This is a genomic window from Ensifer sp. ENS10, assembly GCF_014852025.1.
Classification (GTDB): domain Bacteria; phylum Pseudomonadota; class Alphaproteobacteria; order Rhizobiales; family Rhizobiaceae; genus Ensifer.
The window spans coordinates 93,181-115,516 of the sequence record NZ_JACVAS010000001.1; the positions used below are offsets into that span (position 1 = coordinate 93,181).

The window sequence follows — 22,336 nt, forward strand, 5'->3', positions numbered from 1 at the left end:
ATTTCGGGCAACGTTGTCTCAGCGCGCTGAAAGTCTCGCCTTCATCGCCCGGACCGTTTCCGCATCGGTGCGGCGCCGGTCGGCCGAAACGAAGCCCATTTCGACCAATCGCGGATCCTGAGCCGGCTCACGAACGGAGCAGGAGGAGTGCACTTCGCTGACGGTCACCCGGTCGAGAAGGGCATCGACCGTATCGAGGGTGACGCCGGACCCCGGCATGATCGACAGCCGGCCCTTGGCGAGATCGACGATTTCGGCCAACCGATCGATCGCCTGCGGTGCGCTCCTGGCACCGCCCGAGGTCAGGATGCGTTCGAAGCCGAGCTCGACCGCCACCTCCATCGCCTCGGCGAAATCCGGAACCAGATCGAAGGCGCGGTGCAGCGTCATCCTGAGTCCGGCCGCATGGCCTGTGAGCTTGATCAGCATCGACTTATCGAGGCGACCGTCGGCAAGGGAGGCGCCGAGCACCACGCCGGCGAGACCTGCCGCCCGCGCCGCGTCGATATCGCGACGCATGACATCGAGGTCCGCGGCGGAGAAGACGAAATCGCCCGGGCGAGGGCGGATCATGGCGTAAACGGGCACCGGCGGCGGACCGGCCAGCGCCATCAGTCCGGGATTGGGCGTCAGGCCACCGACGGACAGGGCGGCGCAGAGCTCGATCCGGTCTGCGCCGCCCTCGATCGCCGCGTAAAGCCCGTCGGCATCGTCGACGCAGACTTCCAGTTTGATGTCGCTCATATCTTCTCCTCGCCGAGGCCAAGCAGCGCCGCGCCGATCAATCCGGGCTCGACCCGGCATTCACCACGCACCACCAGCGGCCGTTCGAACTGCCGGAGAATCCGGCTACGCACTGTCCTGTCGATTTCGGCGAGCAGTTCCTCGGAATTGGAGAGTCCGCCGCCGACAGGCACGATCGTCGCGCCGGTGATGTTGATGACGAGTGCCAAAGGCGAACTCACGAGATCGACGAGCAGATCGACCGTGCGCTTTGCCTCTGCATCCCCAGCCTTCCAGGCCTCGATGATCTCATGGCTTGAAAGCGTCTTGCCATGGGCGGTCTGGTGCAGCCGCTCCAACCCGCGGGCGCCGCCAACGGTATCGACGCAGCGCTTCTGGCCGCAGCCGCAGTCATAGGCGGGAATGGCGATCGGCGGGTTGCCGGCCTCGGCCGCGATCGCCGGGCCGTGTCCCCATTCGCCGGCAAAGCCGCCATCGGCATTGATCAGCCGGCCGTCGATCACCAGGCCGCCGCCGACCCCGGTGCCGAGAATGGCGCCGAAGACGATACGGTGGCCGCGCCCGGCGCCGGCACCTGCTTCGGCAAGCGCGAAACAGTCGGCGTCATTGGCGATCTTCACCGGCAGGTGCAGCGCCGCTTCGAGTTCGGTGACTAGGTCACGTCCGTCGATGCAGGGGATGTTGGCGCATTTGATCCGCCGCGTCTCGGGATCGATGACGCCGGTGATCGAGATCGCCACGCAATCCGGGTGTCCGCCCGCTTCGTCCAGGACCGATTCGAGCGCCTCAATGAACTGGCGGAAGTTGCTGAGCGGCGTTGTCCGTCGCGGCAACGGAAAGATCCGGTCGCGCGAATGCACGATCGCGCCCTTGATCGCCGAGCCGCCGATGTCGAAACAGACGATCATGCCTCACCCCGGATGATCGTTTCGGCAGAGAGCGCGACGGAGAGCAGCCGATCGTCCTGGTGATGCGGCGCGGCAAGCTGCAAACCAACGGGCATTTCGGCCGCCCCGGTACCGCAGGGAATGGAGATGCCGCAGAAATCCAGGAAGTTACCGATCGACGTGTTGCGCAGTGTCTTGGCGTTGGTCTTGAAGAACAGCTCGTCGTCCTCGATCAGTGGCGCGATCGGCGGCGCCACATGCGGCAGGGTCGGGTGGGCGATGAGCTCGTTCGGCTTCAGGCTGTCGACCGTCTCATGGATCAGTTGGTCGCGCGCGTCGAGCAGGGCAATGTAGTCGGGCATGGTGATCTTCTCGCCGAGCCTGGTGCGGGCAACGACACGGGGATCCATCTCATTGGCCTCGTGCCCGGCCAGCCGCTCGCGATGAAGCGCATAGGCCTCGGCCGTCACCAGGGCGCCATGGCGCGCCATCAGCCCGAAGACCGCCGAGAAGGTCGGGAAGGCGCGGCGGCTGATAGCAACGCCGGCTTTCTCGAGCCGCCTGATGGCATCCTCGAACGCCTCGACGACTTCCGTTTCCGCATCGTCGAAGACCACCGTTTCCGGGATCACCAGCGCGACGCCTGAAAGGTCGGCGCGGCGCACGGTCGGAGCCGTCAGCCCGTGCATGGCAGCGTCCACCCACACGGCGTCCTGCACCGTGTGGCAAAGGGGCCCAAGCGAATCCAGGCTTTCAGCCAGCGGAAAGACGCCCTTCATCGTGTAGCGGCCGCGTGTTGCTTTGTAACCGACAATGCCGGTCATCGCCGCGGGGATGCGGACGGACCCGCCGGTATCGGTGCCGATGGCTGCTGGCACCAGCCCGGCCGCGACCGCGACCGCCGAGCCTGACGACGAGCCGCCGGGAATGCGCTCAACGTCGGTGGCCGCGGGGTTCCTCGGCGTGCCGTAATGCGGGTTGATGCCAAGGCCCGAAAAGGCGAACTCGCTCATATTGGTGCGGCCGACGCTGACCATGCCGGCTGCGGCAACGGCGGCAACGACCGGAGCGTCGCTCCTCGCCGGGGCGTGCGTCTGCAGCACCTTCGAGCCGGCGGTCGTGACGCTGCCGGCCACATCGAAGAGGTCCTTCCACGCGACCGGCAGGCCGTCGAGCAGGCCGAGCGAGCGTCCCGCCCTGAGGCGTTTCGAGGCGGCCTCGGCATCCCGCGTCGCGCGCTCAGGCGTCAGTTCGACGAAGATGGCATAGTCGCCGTGTGCGTCGATCGCCGCATAGGTTTGCTTGGCGAGGTCCACGGGGTCCAGCTTGCCGCTCTGCACCAGCACGGAAAGGCTGGCGAGTGTCTTTTGTTCTGTCATGTCATCCTCCGCGGAATGCTGTTCTTGCCTGCGGCTGCTGTCCGCTACGTCTACAATATCGCCGCCCTTGGCGTTTTCCATGCTTCCCTTAGACGAGGCGCGTGAATCTTGCATAAAGACTGGCTTCCGCCGCGTGTGTCTTGTCGCTGGTGGTGCCCCTGCCTACATGCATCATCGAACCTTGGGCCATACTGGAGAGCGATGATGATCTTGGACGCGGCGCGACTTTCGCTTGCCAATCTCCTTGCGCCCGAGACCCGATCGGTTTTCTGGAAGGTGCTGGGCCTGACGATACTGGCGCTCGTCGCGCTCTGGTTTGCGGTGCGCGAAGTGTTTATCTGGCTGGCGCTGCCGTGGATCGATACGCTGATGCCAGGCACGCCCGTCTGGGCCGGTTGGCTGACCTTCGTCGTCGGCATCTTCGCGAGCCTCGGGCTGGCGCTCGCCTTGGCTTTGCTTCTGGCCCCCGTCACCGCGCTGATCGCCGGCTTCTTCCTCGACGATGTTGCCGAGGTGATCGAGAAGCGGGACTATCCGAGCGAGCCGCAGGGCCGGCCGCTGCCGCTTGGCGAGGCGATCGCCGGATCGCTGAAGTTTCTCGGCGTTGTCATCCTCGGCAACCTGCTGGCGCTCTTCCTGCTGCTCGTTCCGGGCGTCAATCTCGTCGCCTTCTTTCTGGTCAACGGCTATCTGCTCGGCCGCGAATTCTTCGAGTTCGCGGCAATGCGCTATCGTGCACCGGCGGAGGCGCGGCTCTTCCGCGAGAAGCACCGTTCCACCGTTTTTCTCGCCGGCCTTCTGCTCGCGGCCTTTCTGGCGGTGCCGTTCGTCAACCTTTTGACGCCGCTCTTTGCTGCCGGACTGATGGTGCATCTGCACAAGCGGCTTTCGGCAAAGGATCCCGGATTTTCGCTCTCGGGCAGTGCGGCGGCGAAGGCCTGAGAGGCTCTTGCTTGACATGATGCCGGCTATGGCCAATCTGCCGGCAAGATCCCATTGTGCTGCGCGGGCGCGCCGGCGCGTGGCAGGACGGAGTTGGCGGACATGAACAAGACGGACGAACGGATCACCCACCTCGAGGAAACGGTGGCCCACCAGGCCAAGACCATCGAGGAACTTTCCGATCAGCTTGCCGAGCAATGGAAGGTGGTGGAACAGACGCGCGCCAAGCTCGACCGGCTGACCGAGCGTTTCCTGTCGCTCGAGGAGCAATCGCTCGATGCGCCGGCGATCACCCGGCCGCCGCACTACTGATCGAGCGCCACGGCAAACGGAAATTAAAAGGCCGCCGGTCCAACGAACCGGCGGCCTCTCTATTTACATAAGTGCTGCTCTTAGTAGGGGCAGGACTCGTCGCTCATGTAGTCGTGAACTTCGACCTTGCCGGCAATGATTTCGGCTTTCACCTTTTCCACTGCGTCGAGCATCTCAGGCGTGATCAGTGCCTTGTTGTTGTCGTCGAGCGCATAGCCGACGCCATCTTCCTTGAGGCCGAGGTTGGAAATGCCGAACTCGAACTTGTCGTTCTTGGCCGCCGTGAAGGCTTCATAGACGGCAACGTCGACGCGCTTCAGCATCGAGGTCAGGACCTTGCCCGGCTGCAGGCCGTTCTGGTTGGAGTCGACGCCGATGCCGAGCTTGCCCGCATCTGCTGCTGCCTGCAGAACGCCGACGCCGGTGCCGCCGGCTGCGTGGTAGACGACGTCCGAGCCTTGGTCGATCTGCGACTTGGCGATTTCGCCGCCCTTGACCGGGTCGTTCCAGGCGTCCGGCGTCGTTCCGGTGTAGGCTTCCAGAACCTTGACGTCAGCGCCGGTCGACTTGGCGCCGCCAACGTAGCCACAGGCGAACTTGTGGATCAGCGGAACGTCCATGCCGCCGATGAAGCTGACGGTCTTCGACTTCGAAGCGAGGCCGGCGAGAACGCCGACGAGGTAGGAGCCTTCCTGTTCCTTGAAGACGACCGATTTGACGTTCGGCTTCTCGACGACCATGTCGATGATCGCAAACTTGATATCAGGGTATTCCGGCGCGATCTTCTCGAGCGAAGCCGCCCAGTTGAAGCCGGCCATGACGATCGGGCTGTTGCCGTCGCTCGCAAAGCGGCGCAGCGCCTGTTCACGCTGGGCATCGTTGGCGATTTCGAACTCGCGGTATTCGACGCCCGATTCCGTCTTGAACTTTTCGGCGCCGTTGAAGGCAGCCTCGTTGAAGGATTTGTCGAACTTGCCGCCGAGATCGTAGATGATCGCTGGCTTGATGTCGGCGGCCAGTGCCGTCGCGGACATCATCGAAAAGGCAAAGAGACCGAGAATGGTTTTTTTCATTGTGCAGCCCTGTTGTCGCTATTGATCTTATTGGGTCCTCCCGCCGGCTCCCCGACGGAACCTGTCTGCGGAACCCACCCCCTTCTCCTTGGGGCTAGGGTGGCGCATCCTTGCACGGTCACGGCAAAAAAACACTCAAAATTTTTCAGATGGTAAAAATACAAGCCACAGAAGCCGGTACCCGTAAGGCACCGGTTCTGTTGCGCTTTTGAGATCGCCGGCAAGTGTGCGCGCCCATCCGGCGCGACCTCTGGGTTGTGGGTATCGCGCTTGCTTTCGAGAGGGCCAAAGCGGCCCCCGGTGTCGGAGCGGGATGAGGAAAAGTGTGTGCGGTTCTCCGCCCGCATCCAGCGCTTGTTTACACGAAACGATCTGGTGAAGGTTTGGGTCGATTGAGGCCAAGCACATCGGCCTGTCTAGAGCATCCCGCTCTCGAGTGGAACCACCGGAGGCGGAAAGATGCTCTAGAATCAAAGTGCTAGAGCGTCCTTTGTGCGTCAGTCGAACGCACGGCGCCCTAGTACCCGATCGGGCAACTCACCCCGGTGCCGCGCAGGCCGCAATAGCCGTTCGGGTTCTTCGCCAGATATTGCTGGTGGTAGTCCTCGGCGAAGTAGAATGGGCCGGCCTTGCCGATCTCGGTGGTGATCGTGCCGCCATGGTTGGAATACTTCAGCGCCGCCTGGAAAGTGGTGCGCGCGGCCTTGGCCTCCGCCAGCTGCTCGTCGTCATAGGTGTAGATTGCCGAGCGGTAGGTGGTGCCGATATCGTTGCCCTGGCGCATGCCCTGGGTCGGGTCGTGCTCCTCGAAGAAAGTCTTGAGCAGGGTCGCAAGCGGAACCGTCTCTGGATCATAGACGACCAGCACCACCTCGGCATGGCCTGTGAGCCCGGTGGTCGTCTCCTGATAGGTCGGGTTCCGTGTCAGCCCGCCAGCGTAACCGACAGCCGTCACGTAGACACCGGGGATCTTCCAGAGCAGCCGTTCGGCGCCCCAGAAGCAGCCCATGCCAAGCAGGACCTGCTTCGTGCCGTCGGGGTAGGGGCCATTCAGCGGCCGCCCGGAGACGAAATGCGTCTCGGCCGTCGGGATCGCCTCGTCGCGACCCGGCAGCGCTGTCTGCGCATCGGGCATGATCGTCTTCTTGTTGAACATGTCGATCAGGAACATCAGCATACTCCTCGTCGGTGCAGAGACGGGCTCCGCTAAAAATCAGGCGGCGAAGCGGCCCGCGGCCGGCCGCTTCTTGTAACCGACCATCCACAGAACGAGCGCGAGCAGCGCCAGCACGGCGAAGGCCGGCTGCATCAGCAGCCAATGCAGCACCGAATGCCAGATCGTCTGCGCCGTATCGGAACGCTGCGCAAACTGGATCCAGCTCGCCGTGTCGGCGCCCAGCGCCTCCAGGTCGTCGCCAAGCGAGGTCATCACCAGTTCCGATGCGGCGACCGACTGAATCGCGTCGACGGCGCCGGCAAGCACGGCGGCAAACAACACGACGGCGCTCGCCAGCCTTAGTAGAAACCGCATCGGTCCAATTATCCCTTCATGTCACTGGTCGCGTCATGTCATGGTCAAGCGCAACGCCCCGGCGGCATCTTCTTCGATCGCAGGGGTCTCGGACAAGGCCCAGTGGCGAAATTATGCGGGGATCGCAGTAGAGCCGAGCTGGCATCTGGACGCTGCCGGGACGTGACACTCGTCCCGGCGCAAGAGATAAGCGTGCCGCCTGGTATGCACAATGGGGACGACGGGCCGCTCGTTTCACAAGATGTCAACAATCTGTCAGAAAGCAGTTGATCCCAAGCAAATCATCGGTATATAGACGCGCGTCCGCCGGTTTACACCGGTCGACACCGAAGGGCCCCGCCCTTCCCATCCAGCCGGATTGACCATCGGCTGCTGACGGATGGACAGGTGGCCGAGTGGTTGAAGGCGCACGCCTGGAACGCGTGTATACGTGAAAGCGTATCGAGGGTTCGAATCCCTCTCTGTCCGCCATTTCTCTCCCTTGCCACAGCGATCAATATCAAGACGTTGCCAACCCGCTTGGCGCCAACCCGCAAAAAATCTTCTTCGGCGCGATCCGTTTCGCCTCTCCGGTTCGTCTTTGCTGTGTCCGTAGCAAAGGAGACACGCTGATGACCACCGAACCTGTCACACTCGTCAATCTGCTGAAGGTCGAACCCGGCAAGCAGGCGCAATTGATTGCGCTCCTGAAGCGCAACATCGAAACCGTGATCAGCACGCTCGGCGGTTGGCACACAAGCCGGCTGATCGCCGCCAAGGACGGCGCCAGCGTCATCATCTATTCGGAATGGGAGACGCCGGCGGCCATTGAGGCGATGCGGGCCGATCCCCGGATGAAGGCCTACTTCCCGCAGATCCTGGAATTGGCAAGCCTTGAGTCGATCCTGGGCGAGGCCGTGTTCAGCGATAACAGGTGATGTCGATCCGCCGCCGACGCCCGCCGACAGTGGCCGGAAGGCGGCGGACATTTCTTTGGACCCGCGTTATCGTGCCGTCGTCGCCGATGGGCTGACGCCTGGAAATGCGCCCATGGAGCTCGATACATGAACGTGGAAGATTTCGAGGATCGCCTGCGCGAGTTCAGGCCGCGGCTGCATCGCTATTGCGCGCGCATGACCGGCTCGGCCGTGGACGGCGAGGACGTGCTGCAGGATACCTTGATCAAGGCCCTGCAGGCGCGGGCGGACGGTGTGGTCGTGGACAATATCGAGGGCTGGTTGCTTCGCATCGCCCACAATACCAGCCTCGATTTCCTGCGCCGGCGGTCCCGGCACAGGGTCGTTCCGCTGCGCGATGATCTGGAGGACGCACGGCTGCCCGAAGCGGACATCGTTGCGGTCGGCTTTCACACCTTCCTGCAGCTGCCTGAACTTCAGCGCTGCGCCGTGATTCTCAAGGATGTGCTCGGACATTCGGTCGAAGAAATCGCGGATATTGCCGACTGCACGCCGGCGGCTGCCAAGTCGGCGCTCCAGCGCGGACGCGCGTCGCTCCGGCAACTGGCGGATCGCCCGGACGATATGCGGCTGCCGCTGATGTCCGATGCCAACCGGCAGAAGATGGCGACCTATGTGCGCCTGTTTCAGGGGGGCGATTTCGATGCGATCCGCGCCATGCTGGCCGAAGACGTCAAGCTCGAGCTCGTCAACAGGCTGAGGCTGGAGGGCCGTGAGGGCATTGGCCGCTACTTCACCCGCTATGCCGAGGAGACGAGGTGGCGGTTCGCGCTCGGTGCGATCGAGGGGCGTCCGGTCATGCTGGTTTTCGACAGCGCCGGGCCCATGGAGATGCCTGCGCATTTCGTTCTTCTCGATTGGCGCGAGGACGAGATCGCTGCGATCCGCGACTTTCTCTTCGCGCCCTATGTGCTTGAAACCGTCGATTGGGTTCGTCTGGCCTAGCGCGAAGGGGCCTTCGCTGATTGACCGTCCGATCTCCGCCATTTGTTGACGATTGCGCGGTAGCCGGAATCCCTTGACCGGCGTGGCTCCGGCCTCGACCGTGCCGAGGAGATCTGGTCGCGCTCTGGGGAGCAGGCAGCATGAAGACGGCGAGTGACGCGCGTTTCTGGGACCGGACGTCGCAGCGATACGCCAAGGGGGCGATCGCGGACCCGGCCGGATATGAGCGCACGCTCGACCGTACCCTCCGCCGGACCTGCGTCGATTGCCTGTTTGATGTGGGCGCGCAACTCTTCGTCGGGCAGCGCGCGGCCGAAGAAGGAGAGAGAGGCGTTGCTGAGGCGCTTCAGATGCAGGTCCAGACCTCTGATCTTGCAGTCCCTGACCTGAATTGCGGTGAAGTGGGCGAAGCCGGCAAAAGCCAAGGGGATCAGATCGGCAGCGCTGGCCGGGCGGCCGTTGAGCGCTGCGGGATAGAGGCTTGTTTCGTTCGGCATGGTCTTGCTCCTGGGTGTGTTCACATGAAGGAGCCAATAGGTCTAAGGTCTGACAGCGCTGTCAGAGTCAAGGGCGAGGCGAAGGGACCGGAATGAAAATAGGCGAGCTGTCGAAACGCACCGGCGTCAGCATTCGGATGCTGCGCTACTATGAAGCCGAAGGGCTGTTGAAGCCTGGACGCACCGAAAGCGGCTATCGCGACTATGATCTGGCGGAGGTGAGAACCGTCGAGCGCATCAAACTCCTGGGCGCCGGCGGCATGACCCTTCCGACGATCCTGCAGTTCCTGCCGTGCGTTCGCGGAGAAGGTCCGATCTTTGAGCCCTGCGACGAACTGCGCGTCACCCTGCACGAGCAGATCCGGCTTGTCGAAGAGAAGACGGAAAAGCTGGCGCAGAGCCGCAGCGTCCTGGAGACTTTTCTGCAGGAGATAGGCGAGCGCTGATCTTCTGCCGGATCGAGCTACCGCGTGCTGCGGCGACCCCTTGCTGGCCTCGTCAGCGCTAACGCGACAGGATTGCGACCAAACCCGCTCTGGCCATCAACCAGAAGTCAGGGCGCGCGGCAAACCGTATGCACCTTTCCTGCTGCCGCTCTAATAGACGTCGGTCTTCGATCGACTGATGTAAAAACCGTGGCCGTCACTGCGCTCGCAGCTGAGCCCGGTCTTGCTGGACCGACAGCTAAACGGCCCCTTCTTCCAGCTGTTGCCGTAGCTCAGGATATGGGAGCCGTCGCAGCATGCTGTATCGCCCGCGTTCTGGAATCGTCGGGCCTTGCCCGCCTTTCCCAGAATGAACCTCTGATAGGTCGGTTCGATGCGGTCACAGCCAAGTTCCGGGCCGCCGTCCTCCGGGACATAAACATCGGAGCCACCGGCTGGCGTGTATTGGCAACCGATGTTGCCGGTCGGCATGTTGAAATAAATCAGACCGCCATCGGCGGGGAAATTCTGCTCTGCTGCATTCCCGTCGAATGCGATGAGCGCGGCGACCGCGAACACAAGAAAGCGCATCATTCGAGCTTTGGCCCCTGACCTTTGTCGATCCCGCAAAGTGCAGCAAGTAAAACATATCAGCGGGAAATGGGGAAATGGTCTCGGCTCTCGACCTGCGGTCGACGGCACGGCGCCGTGAGACAAATTGGCTCGAGCCTGTCGGGGAGGACTTCAATAGTTAGCTGTTGCGCTAAGTGTTTGGTCATGATACTTAGCCTTATGGAACAGTATTCAGGCCGATTGGACGTGATCTTTCAGGCGCTCGCCGATCCCACCCGGCGCGCCGTGCTTTCGCGGCTCGGCGGCGGCCCGGCGAGCATCAGCGATCTCGCCAGACCCTTCGACATGGCCCTGCCGTCCTTCATGAAGCACATCCACTTCCTGGAAGGCAGCGGCCTGATCCGCACGCACAAGCAGGGCCGGGTGCGGACCTGCGCCATCGAGAAGGCGCAATTCGCCGTGGTCGAGACCTGGCTTTCGGCGCAGCGCGCGCTCTGGGAAGGCCGTGCCGACCGGCTGGAAAAATTCGTCACTGAACACGAGGAGGAATGACATGATCCGCTCTCCAGATCCCGAACTCGACCTGACGATGGCACGCATCATCAAGGCGCCGCGCGCGACCGTCTGGCGCGCCTGGAGCGATCGGACCCGGCTTGAGCAATGGTGGGTCCCGGCGCCGGCAATATGCAAGGTGATCGATATGGACCTGAAGCCGGGCGGCGGCTTCGTGACCCGGATCAGCGAAGGCGGCGGCGAGTTCGTGCCGCATATCAATGCCTGCTTCCTCGCGGTCGACGAACTCTCGCGCATCGTCTTCACCGATACGCTCGTTGCCGGCTGGCGGCCGGCCGAGAACGCCTTCATGACGGCAATCATCACGCTCAGCGACCATCCGGCCGGCACTGAGTACGCCGCCCACGTGATGCACCGCAACGGCGCGGACCGGAAGATGCACGAGGAGATGGGTTTCCACGACGGCTGGGGAACGGTGGCGGAGCAACTGGCCCGGCTCGTCGAGCAAACCCATTAAGGAGGCGAAGACATGCGCAACATCGTCCTGCAGATGATGACGACGCTCGATGGCCGCCTCGACGATCCGCTTGCCTGGATGGGCACGGTGGTCGATGAGCAGTACCGGGCGATCGACCGCCTCTATGCCGGCTACGACACGGTACTCGTCGGGCGCACCACCTACGAGGAGATGGTCGGCTATTGGCCCGGCGCGCTGAACGATGAGGTCAACGGCGAGACCAATCGCGTGATGGCCAAACGCATGCACGACTCCCGCAAGATTGTGTTCTCCCGCACCGGTGAGCAGGCAATCAGCCCCTGGCACAATGCCGAACAGGTCGTGGCTGCCGACGACGCCGCACTTTCGCGCTACCTGATGGAGCTGAAGGCTGAGCCCGGCGGCGATATCCATCTCTCGGGTGGCGCCAGCCTGGCGCAGACGGTGATCGGCCTCGGGCTGGTCGATCGCTACCACTTCTTCGTCTATCCCGTCGTCTCGCCGGGTGAACCGTGGTTCGCCCGGCTGAGGGATAAGAACGAACTGCAGCTGATCGGCAGCGAACACTACGACAACGGTGTCGTCGGACTTCACTACGCAACCGTACGCGACGCCAAGTCGGAGCGGCCGAAGAGCTTCTCCGAGCTCATTGCCTAAAGCAATTCCAGGAAAAGTGCGAAGCGGTTTTCCGTCCGGAATTGCGCCCGTGCCAAGTGAAGCAATTCCAGGAAAAGTGCGAAGCGGTTTTCCGTCCGGAGTTGCGTGTTGCTGGAATCAGTCTCCGCCTCGCAGGGCGGAGAGCAGCCGATCGTAGGTCGGAGCCAGCCGCCGCAGGGCTTCCGCCGCTTCCGCATCTCTGCGCAAGACCAACGGATATTGCAGCGCGCCGATGAGTCGCGCCTGTTCGCCGGCAACGGCGGCGGACTTGGCAAAGCCGGCGCGCTCGAGGCAGGTTTCGGCGTCAGCCGCACGGCGGGCGCCGACGCGAACGGCGAAATGGATCAGGTGCGCCCGCAAGCCCTTGTCACAGCGTTCCTCGATGCGCGCCGCCAGCGCTTCGGCGGCCTCGGCATTGCCGAGGCTCCTAGGCGGCATCGCTCGATCCGTAACCATCGACAGCCAGTGGATCGCGGCCGGGATCGAGGCCCGGATCCCGTCCACCTCCGAGACCTCCGCCACCCGCGAAAAGCCCGACCGCATCGTGAAAGAATCGCCGTAGGTGAGCGTCTTCGCGCTCCAGGCCGCCATGAAATCACTGATCGGCAGCGAGGCGTAGGGGTAGCCCTGCGGATCGTGCATCAGCACCCGCTCCTCGTCGAGCGCGAGGACTACGACATAGTGGTCGGCCTCGATCGGCCCGGTCATGCCGGGCTGATGGCGGAGATGTCCCATTTCCACCGGGCCGACCCAGACCGGGCCATCCTTGAGCGTCGACCGGAGGCGAGAAAGCGCGTCCTCGGCATCGTCACCCTTGCTGACTTCCGAGGTCCAGCCGAGCGCAGCAAGCGCGCCGTCGAACCCGGCTTCCGGGTCCCAGCCATAGGGGTCGAAGAACGGCAGCGAGCCGCCGATGAGCTGCATTCCGAACGGGCTGCTTGTGGCAAATTCGATGACGGCGGGCGAGGGCGCCGCCTCGCCGAACATCATGGCGAAGGAATTGGCGTAGCAATAGGGGCCGGAGCCCACATAGGGAACGTGCTGCATCGGATGGAACCCTTGAGCGATTGAGGGGGGATGTGAAGGGAGGCTTGTTAAGGCACGATGGGATAGGCGACATCGAAACGGGCGTCGCCGCTGCCGGGGTAGATTTCGTAGGGGCTGCCGAAACAATTGAGATCGTTGCTGTGCTCGAACCAGGCCTCGATCGCGTCGTAGACACGCAGCACCGCCGGAAAGGTCTCGAACGTCTCGGACACCGGCAGGAATGCTTCGCGCCCAGCCGGCTGAAGTCGCATGCGCAGATCACCTGACGGTTCGAGGCTGCCGGTGTAGCCGATCGCGACCTCGACGAGGCCCTTGCCATCATGGTTCACGGGCTCGTGGAAATGCAGCGTCATCGGCCCATCGTCGTCCTTGCCGCATAGTGCCAGGTAGCTGCGGATCGCCGCTTCGGCGCTTTCCGTGAAAGCGTCGAGCGCATCGACCGTCACATGACCCTGCCGATAGACGATCTTCGAAGGGGCAGTGTCGCGGACGCGGACGGCTTTGATCAGCGGATCATCGCCGCCGGACGATTGCCGGAAGATCGCCTGCACCAGCTCGCTCTGCTCCTCGAGCCGTTTGGTCTGTACCTCCAGCCAGGCGCGAAGTTCGGCGAGGCGCACTTCGGGCTGAAGCTCGATCAGGCGGGCGATTCGGGCGATCGGCAGGCCCAATTGCCGCAGCCTTGCGATCAAGCGGGCGCGGCCCGCCTGCTCGGCGGCGTAGTAGCGGTAGCCGGTCACCGGATCGACGTGGGCGGGCACGAGCAGGCCCTGCTCAACATAGAGCCGGAGCGCCTTCGGCGACAGTCTTGTGGCAGCGCCGAAACGGCCGGCGAGGAAAAAAGAATCGGTCATGAGACAAGTCTGGGGCCTGCCCCAGGGGCGAGGTCAAGAGGCATCTTGCGGTCTTGCTGGCAGCCGCCGGACCGGTTGGCTGAATACCTCCCGGAGCAGGCAACCGCTCCGGGAGGTACATGGCAGCTATTGTCTTCCACGTCGGTTCAGGAGCGCCAGCGCCAGGAGCGTGACCGTCGCCATCACCAGGCAGTAGCCGACGAGCGGCCAGGCCGTATAGCCCTTCAGAAACAGAACGGCGCCGGTGCCGACGACGGCGACGATCACGCTCTGGATGCAGAAGTAGAGCGCCACCGCCGTTCCGGCGATCGCGTCAAAGGCCTTCAGCGCGCCGTTCGCAGTCACCGAGGCGCTCATGACAATGCCGACGGCGATCACCCACATCGGCAGCACGAAGCTTGCGAAGGAGGGTGTCGTGAAGACTTCGCCGGCGGCAAGCAACAGCCCGCCAAGGATCAGCGCTGCCATGCCGCGCATGAGGCAGCCGGACATCCCGTAGCGGCCGACGAAACCCTTGGCGAAGCGCGTGGTCAGGATCATCACCACTGCCGCCGTCGCGAAGGCGAGGCTGAAGCCGAACTGCGAATAGCCGGCGCGATCGATGAGCAGGCGCGGCGCGGTCGAGAAGAACACGAAGAACGCGCCCATCGCCGTGCTGAAGCCGAGCGTATAGGTCCAGAACGCGCCGTTCCTGAGAATGGGCTTAAAGCTGGGCTTCCCGTTGCCGGAAGGGATTGGCCGGGTTTCCGACCAGCGCAGCAGCGCCTGGCCGAGCGCGGTAAGACCGAGCACGCCGAGCGTCAGGAAGATCGCCTGCCAGCCGAGAGCGCCTGAGATCAGCGCGCCGGCAATCGGTCCGAGCGCCGGAACGAAGGACAGCATGGCGCTGAAGAGGCCGTATATGGTGACGCCTTCCGGACGTGCGCCATAGACGTCCCGCACCGTCGCGAAGGTCGCGACCAGCGCCGCCGAGGCGCCCGCCGCCTGCGCAAGCCGGAGTGCCACGAAGACCGGCGCTGAGGTGGTGACCGCCAGCAGCAATGACGTCAGTGCAAACAAAGTCGCGCCTCCGAGAAGCACCGGACGGCGGCCGAACCGGTCGGAGAGCGGGCCGAAGAGCACCTGTCCCAAGCCCAGCATGAGCATGTAGAGGCTCAGCGTCAGCTGGACGATTGCCGGCGACGTGCCGAGAATGCCGGGCATTTCCGGCACGACAGGCAGATAGATGTCCATGGCGAGCGACGCCAGGATATCGAAAGGCGCCATCAGCAGCAGAGCCGCCGGCAGCGTATAGGGCCAGGTGGGCAAGTTATGATCGGGCATGATGAAACATCCGCGCAAATGGGTAACATTCGGCGGCGATCTGCCACTTCATCAAATCTTGGGAGTGTGAGCCGACAGACGCCGCAACAACTTTTTCAAACCGTTGTTGCGGCTTACCTGGTTGCTGACTCGTCGGTCCTCATCTGCGGCTCCTGCAGGCTGACGGCAATGCCAGGCCCATATCGACATCAATAGTGGCGCATGTCCTATCATTCGGCTTTTGACGTGGCAACCCGTCGGATCACCGCTCAGGCATGCGGGTCGGCGTCGCCCGGCTTCGCGTTCAGCCGGTTCTCGACGCTGGCAACACCGATCACCGATGCCGCCGCATCCCCGGCGCAGGCGACGTCCGTTTCGCTCGCGACCTCACCGGAAAGAACGACGAGCCCGCCAAGCGCCATCACCGAGATGCGGCTCGTGTCGACCAGGGCGGCATACTGGATGAAGCGCAGCACCTTGTCGGCGAGCGCGTCATCCGTCAGATGCGGATCGTCGTCTCCATGGGCATAAATGGGCTTATCTGGCGGCATGGCATGTTCCTCATGCTCTTCCCGAACGCCTGCGGTCTGCGAAGGTTCCCTTGAAAGTGCTCTGCCGCGCCGCGCTTGCGATCCTGGCGTGAACGCGGTTATTGCTGGCAGTCCCATCCCAAGGCCTGCGCATGTCCGACATCTTCCAGAACGTTCTGCCCATCTTCGTCCTGATCCTTGCCGGCTGGCTGCTGGTTCGGTCAGGCTATCTGAAACCGGCTGTCGGCGAAGCGCTCGGCGACTTCGTCTTTCGTGTTGCCGTTCCCGTTCTATTATTTCGCACGATTGCCGAAGCGGATTTCAAGGACGGTTCGCCCTGGCCGCTCTGGGTCGCCTACTTTTCCGGCGTTGCCGTCACCTGGGCGGCCGGGCATCTGGCTGCAACGCTCATCTTCCGGCGTGACCCACGCATGGGCGTTCTTGCCGGCGTCTCCTCGGCCTTCGCCAACACCGTGTTCATCGGCTTGCCGTTGGTTTCACGCATCGTCGGCGAGGAGGGAATAGTGGCGATTTCGATCCTGCTGTCCGTCCATCTGCCGGTCATGATGATCGCCGGCACGCTGCTGATGGAGCGTGCCGAGCGCCGTGCAAGCGGCAAACCAGGGCAAAGCCCGTTGCATCTTCTCGCCGGCGTCGGCCGCAACCTGGTGCGCAATCCGCTGGTCATCGGGCTTGCTTGCGGCGCAGCGTTTCATCTCGTCGGCCAGCCGCTTGGCGGACCTGTGAAGACTGTCGTCGATCAGCTTGCCTCGATGGCGGCGCCGGCAGCGCTGATCTCGATCGGCATGGCGCTAGACAAATACGGCCTTGCCGGCAATCTCGGTCTTGCTTCCTTTACGAGTGTGCTGAAGCTCCTCGTCATGCCCGGGGTCGTGTTCACCAGTTGCCACCTGCTTGGCCTCAACGACAACTGGACGACGGCGCTGGTGCTGACATCGGCCGTTCCAACCGGCGTCAACGCCTGGCTGATCGCCAACCATTTCAACGTCGGCCACGCACTCGCCTCCTCGACCATCACATTGACGACCGCGCTCGGCGTCGTCAGCGTTTCGGTCTGGGCCTATCTGCTGGTGTGACTGCTTCGGAACTTCGGGAAGTGTTTCCTCGGGAGGAGCGAAATCCCGTCTATCGATTCGCGTGGATGTGTCGCGTCACCGTGCCCCGCAAATGCAAAAGGCCCGGCGCGAGCCGGGCCTTTCGAATGGGTTGTTTCCAACCGCTAAGCTTATTGCGCCGGTGCCGGCTGGCCTTCGGCAGGCTTGGATTCCGTCGCCGGAGCGGCCTGGCCTTCAGCCGGCTTGGTTTCGGTTGCCGGAGCCTCTGCCGGCTTTGCGCCTTCGGCGCCAGCAGCCGGTGCCGCTTCGGCAGCGCCGCCAGCCGCATCCGGCAGCGGAGCCGGAGAATCGGCCTGCTCGCGCAGCCACGCGATCAGGTTGGCGCGCTCGTCCGGCTTCTTGACGCCGGCAAAGCCCATGGCGGTGCCCGGAACGTGCTTCTTCGGCGCTTCGATGAAGAAGCTCAGGTGGTCGTAATCCCAGACGACCTTGCTGCCCTCGGAGAAGGTCTTCATGCCGGCCGAATAGCTGAAGCCTTCATGCGAGGCGATCGGACGGTTGACGAGGCCCCAGAGGTTCGGACCGACTTTGTTTGCGCCGCCCTTGTCGGCGGTGTGACAGCTTGCGCACTTCTTGAACACGGCTTCACCGGCAGAAGCATCGGCCTTGAGAAGCAGCGGCTTGATATCGACTTCGACTTCTGCGGCGCCGCCGGCGCCGGCTTCAGACGTGCCCTCTTCGGCAACGATCGCGAAGCCTTCCTTCTCGGGAGCCTCGGAGTGGAAAATGCCTTCCGATGCAATGGACACGGACATCAGAACGAAGACCGTCCCCAGAAAGGCACCCACGCCCATGTTCACATATGAATTCATCTGCAAACGCTCCCTTTGCCACCGGCGCAAACAAAAACCCGGCCTATCTTGAAATCGCGCGGAACCTATGTCTTTTGGCTCTGCGTTGCAACAGTGATTATCGGCCCCTAACTGAGACTTATTGACACTTTCAGCGGGGTTTTTGAAGGCCAGATCATGAATCGCGAAAATTCAGGTAAAGCCATCGTGCTCATTCCGGCGCGCATGGCCTCGACTCGCCTGCCCGGAAAGCCGCTCGCCGACATTTGCGGCCTGCCAATGATCGTCCAGGTGGCGAAACGCGCCGAGGAAGCGGACGTCGGCCGCGTGGTCGTCGCCGTCGACGACCAGCAGGTCTTCGACGTGGTGCGGGAGGCCGGCTTCGAAGCGATCATGACCCGCATCGATCACCAGTCCGGATCCGACCGGATCTATGAAGCGCTGCAGAAGGCCGACCCGACCGGCGAAGCGGAGATCGTCATCAACGTGCAGGGCGATCTGCCGACGGTCGAGCCGGCATCGATCCGTGCCGCACTGAACCCGCTTGAAAACGCCAGCACGGATATCGCGACGCTGACGGTGGCGATCGCCGAAGAGAGCGAAAAGACCAATCCGAACATCGTCAAGGTCGTTGGTTCGCCGCTTTCGGACACGCGCCTGCGCGCACTTTACTTTACCCGCGCGACCGCGCCCTACGGCCAGGGGCCGCTCTACCATCACATCGGTCTCTACGCCTATCGCCGCCAGGCGCTGGAGCGCTTCGTATCGCTAAAGCCCTCCGTGCTCGAACGCCGCGAATCGCTTGAGCAACTGCGCGCGCTCGAGGCCGGCATGCGCATCGACGTCGAGATCGTCGATTCGGTTCCGCTCGGCGTCGATACGCCGGTGGAGCTGGAAAAAGCCCGCCGTATCCTTTCCGCCCGCCATCCCGAATAAGGAAGCTACCGTGACCGTCAAGACCAACAGGATTTCCTTTCAGGGCGACTACGGCGCCAACTCCGACATGGCCTGCCGCGACATGTTTCCGTCGATGGAGCCGCTGCCCTGCCAGACATTCGAGGATGCCTTCGTCGCCGTCGAGAACGGTGACGCCGATCTCGCGATGATCCCGATCGAGAACACGATCGCCGGCCGCGTCGCCGATATCCATCATCTGCTGCCGGAATCGCGGCTGCACATCGTCGGCGAATACTTCATGCCGATCCGTTTCCAGCTGATGGTGCTGCCCGGCGTCACGCGTGACGAAATCCGCACCGTGCACAGCCACATCCACGCGCTCGGCCAGTGCCGCAAGATCGTGCGTTCCAATGGCTGGAAGCCGGTCGTCGCCGGCGATACCGCCGGCGCGGCGAAGCTTGTTTCCGAAAAGGGCGACCGCTCGATGGCGGCGCTTGCACCGCGGCTTGCCGCCGATCTCTATGGTCTGGAGATCATCGCCGAGAACGTCGAGGACACCGAAAGCAACGTCACCCGCTTCGTCGTGCTTTCCCGTGAAGAACAGCGCATAGGGCGTTCCGCGGACGACGAGTTGATCATCACCACCTTCGTCTTCAATGTCCGCAACATTCCTGCGGCCCTCTACAAGGCGATGGGCGGTTTCGCGACCAACGGCATCAACATGACCAAGCTCGAGAGCTATCAGCTCGGCGGCAAGTTCGTGGCGACGCAGTTCTACGCCGATATCGAAGGCCATCCCGACGATATCGGCGTGCGCCACGCCATGGACGAGCTGCGTTTCTTCTCCGAGAAGGTCCGCATCCTTGGCACCTACAAGGCGCACCCGATGCGCGGCGTGCTCTGACGCTTGGCTCAGACCTGCTCGAAAGTTCCTCGAAAGGGAAAGTCGGGCGAGACGAGCCGCCACACCTCACCGGACGCAAGGTGCCGATACCACTTTTCGTCCGGTAAGCTCCCCGCGCGAGATGTCCTCACCGGGACCTCCAGGGCGATCCCCGCGCCCACCTGATCTGCAATCCAGCGCTCGAAGCGATCGAATTCCGGCGGCATCTGAAAGGCTGCGATCTTCTCCCATTCGCATGTCGTCATCTTCGTTTATCAAGCCTGGCTAATAGAATTGGCTGTGGCAACACCCCTTCGTTCCGGCCGTGATCCAACGCGGTTTTGCAACGGGAATCATCAGCTTAACGATCGTGTCGCGACGTAAGAAAGTGGCAAAAATTCGTTAACCGGCTACGCGTCTGGCGCATGCCTAATCTGCAATCGCGGCGGTACACAAATTTTAGGCAAATGCCTATCTAACGCTCGTTCACGTAAGGAGTGTTAAAGATGAAGATCCGTCAGAAGATCATGGAATATGCGAAGACCCGCCGTGCGATCCGCGAGCTGAACGCTCTCGACGATCACGCACTGAGCGATATCGGTCTGTCCCGTTCGCAGATCCAGGCCGCCGTTTACGGCCGCTAATCCGCATCATTCGCGTATCCCGCCGCGTCTGCATGTGTCCTTTGATCGTTCCGATCAAAGGACAAAAATATGCGGCAATGTAAGTGCTGCAGCGACCTTTGCACGTCTGCTAAGACGTGCGGCGCTGTAGGGCTGGCGGGATACGCGCCGCTGTCCTCTCGATCACGAATCGAAGAGGCGGACGCGCAGCCGGTGACCATCCGGATCGAGCGCGACGAAGGTCGGACCGAAATCCATCTCGGTCAATTCCTGCGCAATCTGCAGCCCTTCCGCCTTCCATTTCTCGTAGTGCGCGCGCACTGCGCCCTCATCCTCCACCATGAACGCCAGTTCCGAGCGATGGCCTGATGCCGTCGGCTCCGGCGCGACCGTATGTTCGGCCCAGAGCCCGAGGGTGAAGCCGCCGGGCAGTTCGAAGGACGAAAAGGTCTGGTAGGTGACGCTTGGTTCCTGCGCGAGGACATCCCGGTAGAACGCCACGCTCGCCAGCGGGTCCTTGACATAAAGAACGATGAGATTTGCCTTGGCCATGTTGTTTCCTCCTTGTTGCGGGGAATTGCAGGCTAGGCGTGGTGGCTGCCAACTTCTGTCAGCATCGAGAGTTGTCAGGAGCCGACCGTCTGGCGCTTGGATGCGGCGATGTCCTGGCTGGCGCGCCAATCCTTCATCAGTACCTGGCGGCGACGAGGATAGCGCGCTTCGGTCACGGTCATCCGGCGCATGCGGTCAGCGCGGAAGTGCCGGAAGTCCAGGCGCAGTTCACACCACGCCATGACCATGCGGACGTTCTCGAAGAAGCCGAGCGCAAAGGGCCAGATCGTGCGCTGCGTTGCACTGCCATCATTGTCCACGTAGTCGAGTTCCACCTTGCGCTCGTTGCGGATCGCCCGCCTGAGTGCGGCAATGTCGATGCCGTTGGTGGCCGGCGGGCTCGGCCCGACGAGCAGGGTCGAGCTGTCCAGCTCCTCGCGAAGCTCGGCCGGAAGCACCGCGGCGATCTTGGCAAGGGCGTTTGCTGCAGCACCTGCGAGATCGTCGTCGGTACGCTTTGAAACCCAGCGCGATCCGAGCACCAGTGCCTCGATTTCCTCCGCGGAAAACATCATCGGCGGCAGCATGAAGCCGGGTTTCAGCACATAGCCGAGCCCCGGTTCGCCCTCGATATGGGCGCCCTGAGCCTGCAGACTGGCGATATCGCGATAGAGCGTTCGGAGGCTGACACCGGTCTCTTCCGCCAGCCGCTGGCCGCTCACCGGCTGGCGGTAGCGCCGGAGCACCTGCAGAAGATCCAGCAGCCGTTCGGAGCGGGACACGGTCGGCCCTCCTCGTAACCCGTCGCCCTCAGGCCCGCTCGTCCCAGGCGAGCCAGTCGCGCATCAGCTGGTGCGCGATCGCGCCCTTCGGCGGCGGAATATGCTCGTCGCCGGTATTGGCAACGCCGGTCGAGCGTTCGAGCATCGCGATCGTTTCCTCGCGGGTGAACCAGCGCACGTCTTCCAGCTCCTGCTCGTCGCGCTTGATGACGGTCGATTTCGCCTCGGCGTAACAACCGATCATCAGCGTGTGCGGCATCGGCCAGGGCTGCGAGGCATGGTAACGCACCCGGCCGATGTGGATGCCGGACTCCTCGTGCGTTTCCCGGCGCACGGCATTTTCGATCGTCTCCCCCGGCTCGACGAAACCGGCAAGGCAGGAATACATGCCCGGCGCGAAATGTGGGCTGCGGCCAAGCAGGCAGAGGTCGCGCTCAAGGTCGATCGTCATCATGATGACGACCGGATCTGTTCGCGGAAAGACCATGTGGCCGCAGGCGGTGCAGACCCGGCGATAGCCGCCGGCCGTGCCTTCCATCGGCCCGGCGCAGCGGCCGCAGAAGCGGTTGTTGGCGTTCCAGGTAATGAGGCTCGAGGCCTGGGCGAATTGGCCGAGCAGTTCCTCCGGCAGCATCTGCTGCCGGTAGAGCGTGCGGCCATCGGCGATCTTGAAGGGTTCAGTGATCGTCTCTTCGGTCAAGCCCGTCGGCACGGCAAGCCGTGGCTCGCCGTTCGGCAGGTAGCCGAGCAGGATGGTCTCGTCGAGCACGGGTTCGAGCCCTTCGAGTTCGTAAGGGGCAAACAGCGGGTCGATGATCTTCTCGTCGTGCTTGACGATCAGCTTCGGTCCCGAGAAGGCCAGGAAATGGGCGCCCGGGTGCTTGAGCGCCAACTCGACGCAATCGTCGCTGCGGTGCTCCGACTGGCGGTCCAGATGGTTTTCGGAAAAGGCGACGAGAGTGCTTGGCTCCGGATGCGGGCTACGAAGGTCAAAGATCGATTTCGTCAT

28 protein-coding genes, 1 tRNA gene and 2 pseudogenes are annotated in these 22,336 nt (G+C 63.1%); 14 read left to right on the top strand and 17 right to left on the bottom strand.

Annotated features, from left to right (window positions below; all coding sequences use genetic code 11):
- Positions 1-18 precede the first annotated feature (18 nt).
- Genes IB265_RS00435 through IB265_RS00445 form a run of 3 tightly spaced genes read right to left on the bottom strand, consistent with a single transcriptional unit; the run spans position 19 to position 3,010 of the window.
- Positions 19-744, bottom strand: coding sequence for a copper homeostasis protein CutC (locus IB265_RS00435; protein ID WP_112994222.1), 726 nt, complete (start codon positions 742-744; stop codon positions 19-21).
- Positions 741-1,652: an ROK family protein gene (locus IB265_RS00440; RefSeq protein WP_057247786.1), complete on the bottom strand. Its 912-nt coding sequence runs from the start codon at positions 1,650-1,652 to the stop codon at positions 741-743. The genes IB265_RS00435 and IB265_RS00440 overlap by 4 nt, the downstream gene beginning before the upstream one ends.
- Positions 1,649-3,010 (bottom strand): amidase, encoded by a 1,362-nt coding sequence (locus tag IB265_RS00445; RefSeq protein WP_057248226.1) that lies wholly within the window; start codon positions 3,008-3,010, stop codon positions 1,649-1,651. Before IB265_RS00445 ends, IB265_RS00440 begins: the two co-directional genes overlap by 4 nt.
- 204 nt (positions 3,011-3,214) lie before the next feature.
- Here IB265_RS00445 and IB265_RS00450 point away from each other — a divergent pair, with 204 nt between their 5' ends.
- Both IB265_RS00450 and IB265_RS00455 read left to right on the top strand, forming a co-directional pair.
- Positions 3,215-3,952, top strand: coding sequence for a sulfate transporter family protein (locus IB265_RS00450; protein ID WP_057248227.1), 738 nt, complete (start codon positions 3,215-3,217; stop codon positions 3,950-3,952).
- Between the two features lie 102 nt (positions 3,953-4,054).
- The gene (locus IB265_RS00455; protein WP_057248228.1) at positions 4,055-4,264 is read left to right on the top strand and encodes a SlyX family protein; all 210 of its coding nucleotides are present in this window, start codon (positions 4,055-4,057) and stop codon (positions 4,262-4,264) included.
- An 80-nt stretch (positions 4,265-4,344) separates the two neighbouring features.
- On the opposite strand, the gene IB265_RS00460 is transcribed toward IB265_RS00455, so the two are convergent.
- From IB265_RS00460 to IB265_RS00470, 3 genes are all read right to left on the bottom strand, one after another.
- Entirely contained in the window at positions 4,345-5,337 is a 993-nt protein-coding gene (locus tag IB265_RS00460) for a BMP family protein (RefSeq protein WP_057247787.1), read from the bottom strand.
- 517 nt (positions 5,338-5,854) lie between these two features.
- A complete protein-coding gene (msrA, locus tag IB265_RS00465) occupies positions 5,855-6,508 on the bottom strand; it encodes a peptide-methionine (S)-S-oxide reductase MsrA (RefSeq protein WP_057248229.1) in 654 nt (217 codons plus the stop codon).
- 42 nt (positions 6,509-6,550) lie between these two features.
- A complete protein-coding gene (locus tag IB265_RS00470) occupies positions 6,551-6,868 on the bottom strand; it encodes a hypothetical protein (protein WP_057247788.1) in 318 nt (105 codons plus the stop codon).
- 381 nt (positions 6,869-7,249) lie between these two features.
- Here IB265_RS00470 and IB265_RS00475 point away from each other — a divergent pair.
- The 4 genes and pseudogenes from IB265_RS00475 to IB265_RS36565 all read left to right on the top strand — a co-directional run.
- Positions 7,250-7,339: transfer RNA gene (locus IB265_RS00475), tRNA-Ser, on the top strand.
- Between the two features lie 140 nt (positions 7,340-7,479).
- On the top strand, positions 7,480-7,785 hold the full coding sequence (locus tag IB265_RS00480) for a putative quinol monooxygenase (RefSeq protein ID WP_057247789.1): 306 nt from the start codon (positions 7,480-7,482) through the stop codon (positions 7,783-7,785).
- Between the two features lie 126 nt (positions 7,786-7,911).
- Positions 7,912-8,769 (top strand): sigma-70 family RNA polymerase sigma factor, encoded by an 858-nt coding sequence (locus IB265_RS00485; protein ID WP_057247790.1) that lies wholly within the window; start codon positions 7,912-7,914, stop codon positions 8,767-8,769.
- A 140-nt stretch (positions 8,770-8,909) separates the two neighbouring features.
- Positions 8,910-9,014: pseudogene (locus IB265_RS36565) on the top strand (SAM-dependent methyltransferase); the annotation flags it as partial.
- 30 nt (positions 9,015-9,044) lie between these two features.
- Here the strand turns inward: IB265_RS36565 and IB265_RS37710 are convergent.
- Positions 9,045-9,266 (bottom strand): annotated as a pseudogene (locus IB265_RS37710) (aminotransferase class IV); the annotation flags it as partial.
- A 92-nt stretch (positions 9,267-9,358) separates the two neighbouring features.
- Here IB265_RS37710 and IB265_RS00495 point away from each other — a divergent pair.
- Complete coding sequence (locus IB265_RS00495; RefSeq protein WP_057247792.1) at positions 9,359-9,712, top strand: MerR family transcriptional regulator; 354 nt, start codon at positions 9,359-9,361, stop codon at positions 9,710-9,712.
- Between the two features lie 150 nt (positions 9,713-9,862).
- On the opposite strand, the gene IB265_RS00500 is transcribed toward IB265_RS00495, so the two are convergent.
- Positions 9,863-10,285: a DUF6636 domain-containing protein gene (locus IB265_RS00500; RefSeq protein WP_113399017.1), complete on the bottom strand. Its 423-nt coding sequence runs from the start codon at positions 10,283-10,285 to the stop codon at positions 9,863-9,865.
- Positions 10,286-10,483: 198 nt separating this feature from the next.
- On the opposite strand from IB265_RS00500, the gene IB265_RS00505 reads away from it, so the two are divergent.
- The 3 genes from IB265_RS00505 to IB265_RS00515 are packed head-to-tail and all read left to right on the top strand — an operon-like array spanning position 10,484 to position 11,930.
- Positions 10,484-10,816 (top strand): helix-turn-helix transcriptional regulator, encoded by a 333-nt coding sequence (locus IB265_RS00505; RefSeq protein ID WP_057247793.1) that lies wholly within the window; start codon positions 10,484-10,486, stop codon positions 10,814-10,816.
- A 1-nt stretch (position 10,817) separates the two neighbouring features.
- Positions 10,818-11,294, top strand: coding sequence for an SRPBCC family protein (locus IB265_RS00510; RefSeq protein ID WP_057247794.1), 477 nt, complete (start codon positions 10,818-10,820; stop codon positions 11,292-11,294).
- Positions 11,295-11,306: 12 nt separating this feature from the next.
- The gene (locus IB265_RS00515; protein ID WP_057247795.1) at positions 11,307-11,930 is read left to right on the top strand and encodes a dihydrofolate reductase family protein; all 624 of its coding nucleotides are present in this window, start codon (positions 11,307-11,309) and stop codon (positions 11,928-11,930) included.
- A 117-nt stretch (positions 11,931-12,047) separates the two neighbouring features.
- On the opposite strand, the gene IB265_RS00520 is transcribed toward IB265_RS00515, so the two are convergent.
- The 4 genes from IB265_RS00520 to IB265_RS00535 form a co-directional block, all read right to left on the bottom strand.
- Complete coding sequence (locus IB265_RS00520) at positions 12,048-12,977, bottom strand: hypothetical protein (RefSeq protein WP_057247796.1); 930 nt, start codon at positions 12,975-12,977, stop codon at positions 12,048-12,050.
- 47 nt (positions 12,978-13,024) lie between these two features.
- Positions 13,025-13,831 carry a MerR family transcriptional regulator gene (locus tag IB265_RS00525; RefSeq protein WP_057247797.1) on the bottom strand — a complete coding sequence of 269 codons (807 nt, stop codon included), beginning with the start codon at positions 13,829-13,831 and terminating at the stop codon, positions 13,025-13,027.
- A gap of 126 nt (positions 13,832-13,957) precedes the next feature.
- Positions 13,958-15,154, bottom strand: a complete 1,197-nt coding sequence (gene cml / locus IB265_RS00530; RefSeq protein WP_057247798.1) for a CmlA/FloR family chloramphenicol efflux MFS transporter — start codon at positions 15,152-15,154, stop codon at positions 13,958-13,960.
- Positions 15,155-15,402: 248 nt separating this feature from the next.
- On the bottom strand, positions 15,403-15,684 hold the full coding sequence (locus IB265_RS00535; RefSeq protein WP_057247799.1) for a BON domain-containing protein: 282 nt from the start codon (positions 15,682-15,684) through the stop codon (positions 15,403-15,405).
- 131 nt (positions 15,685-15,815) lie between these two features.
- On the opposite strand from IB265_RS00535, the gene IB265_RS00540 reads away from it, so the two are divergent.
- On the top strand, positions 15,816-16,760 hold the full coding sequence (locus IB265_RS00540) for an AEC family transporter (RefSeq protein WP_057247800.1): 945 nt from the start codon (positions 15,816-15,818) through the stop codon (positions 16,758-16,760).
- A 149-nt stretch (positions 16,761-16,909) separates the two neighbouring features.
- On the opposite strand, the gene IB265_RS00545 is transcribed toward IB265_RS00540, so the two are convergent.
- Complete coding sequence (locus IB265_RS00545; protein WP_057247801.1) at positions 16,910-17,611, bottom strand: cytochrome c family protein; 702 nt, start codon at positions 17,609-17,611, stop codon at positions 16,910-16,912.
- Positions 17,612-17,767: 156 nt separating this feature from the next.
- On the opposite strand from IB265_RS00545, the gene IB265_RS00550 reads away from it, so the two are divergent.
- Together IB265_RS00550 and IB265_RS00555 are read left to right on the top strand one after the other, a co-directional pair.
- Positions 17,768-18,526 carry a 3-deoxy-manno-octulosonate cytidylyltransferase gene (locus IB265_RS00550; protein ID WP_057247802.1) on the top strand — a complete coding sequence of 253 codons (759 nt, stop codon included), beginning with the start codon at positions 17,768-17,770 and terminating at the stop codon, positions 18,524-18,526.
- 10 nt (positions 18,527-18,536) lie between these two features.
- Positions 18,537-19,391, top strand: coding sequence for a prephenate dehydratase (locus tag IB265_RS00555; protein ID WP_057247803.1), 855 nt, complete (start codon positions 18,537-18,539; stop codon positions 19,389-19,391).
- 8 nt (positions 19,392-19,399) lie between these two features.
- Here IB265_RS00555 and IB265_RS00560 read toward each other — a convergent pair whose 3' ends face one another.
- Positions 19,400-19,636, bottom strand: coding sequence for a hypothetical protein (locus IB265_RS00560; protein WP_057247804.1), 237 nt, complete (start codon positions 19,634-19,636; stop codon positions 19,400-19,402).
- A gap of 240 nt (positions 19,637-19,876) precedes the next feature.
- Here IB265_RS00560 and IB265_RS00565 point away from each other — a divergent pair, with 240 nt between their 5' ends.
- On the top strand, positions 19,877-20,014 hold the full coding sequence (locus tag IB265_RS00565) for a DUF1127 domain-containing protein (RefSeq protein ID WP_064817013.1): 138 nt from the start codon (positions 19,877-19,879) through the stop codon (positions 20,012-20,014).
- Between the two features lie 162 nt (positions 20,015-20,176).
- On the opposite strand, the gene IB265_RS00570 is transcribed toward IB265_RS00565, so the two are convergent.
- From IB265_RS00570 to nudC, 3 genes are all read right to left on the bottom strand, one after another.
- Entirely contained in the window at positions 20,177-20,545 is a 369-nt protein-coding gene (locus IB265_RS00570; protein ID WP_057247805.1) for a VOC family protein, read from the bottom strand.
- Between the two features lie 74 nt (positions 20,546-20,619).
- A complete protein-coding gene (locus tag IB265_RS00575; protein WP_057247806.1) occupies positions 20,620-21,327 on the bottom strand; it encodes a YafY family protein in 708 nt (235 codons plus the stop codon).
- Positions 21,328-21,355: 28 nt separating this feature from the next.
- On the bottom strand, positions 21,356-22,336 hold the full coding sequence (nudC, locus tag IB265_RS00580) for an NAD(+) diphosphatase (RefSeq protein WP_057247807.1): 981 nt from the start codon (positions 22,334-22,336) through the stop codon (positions 21,356-21,358).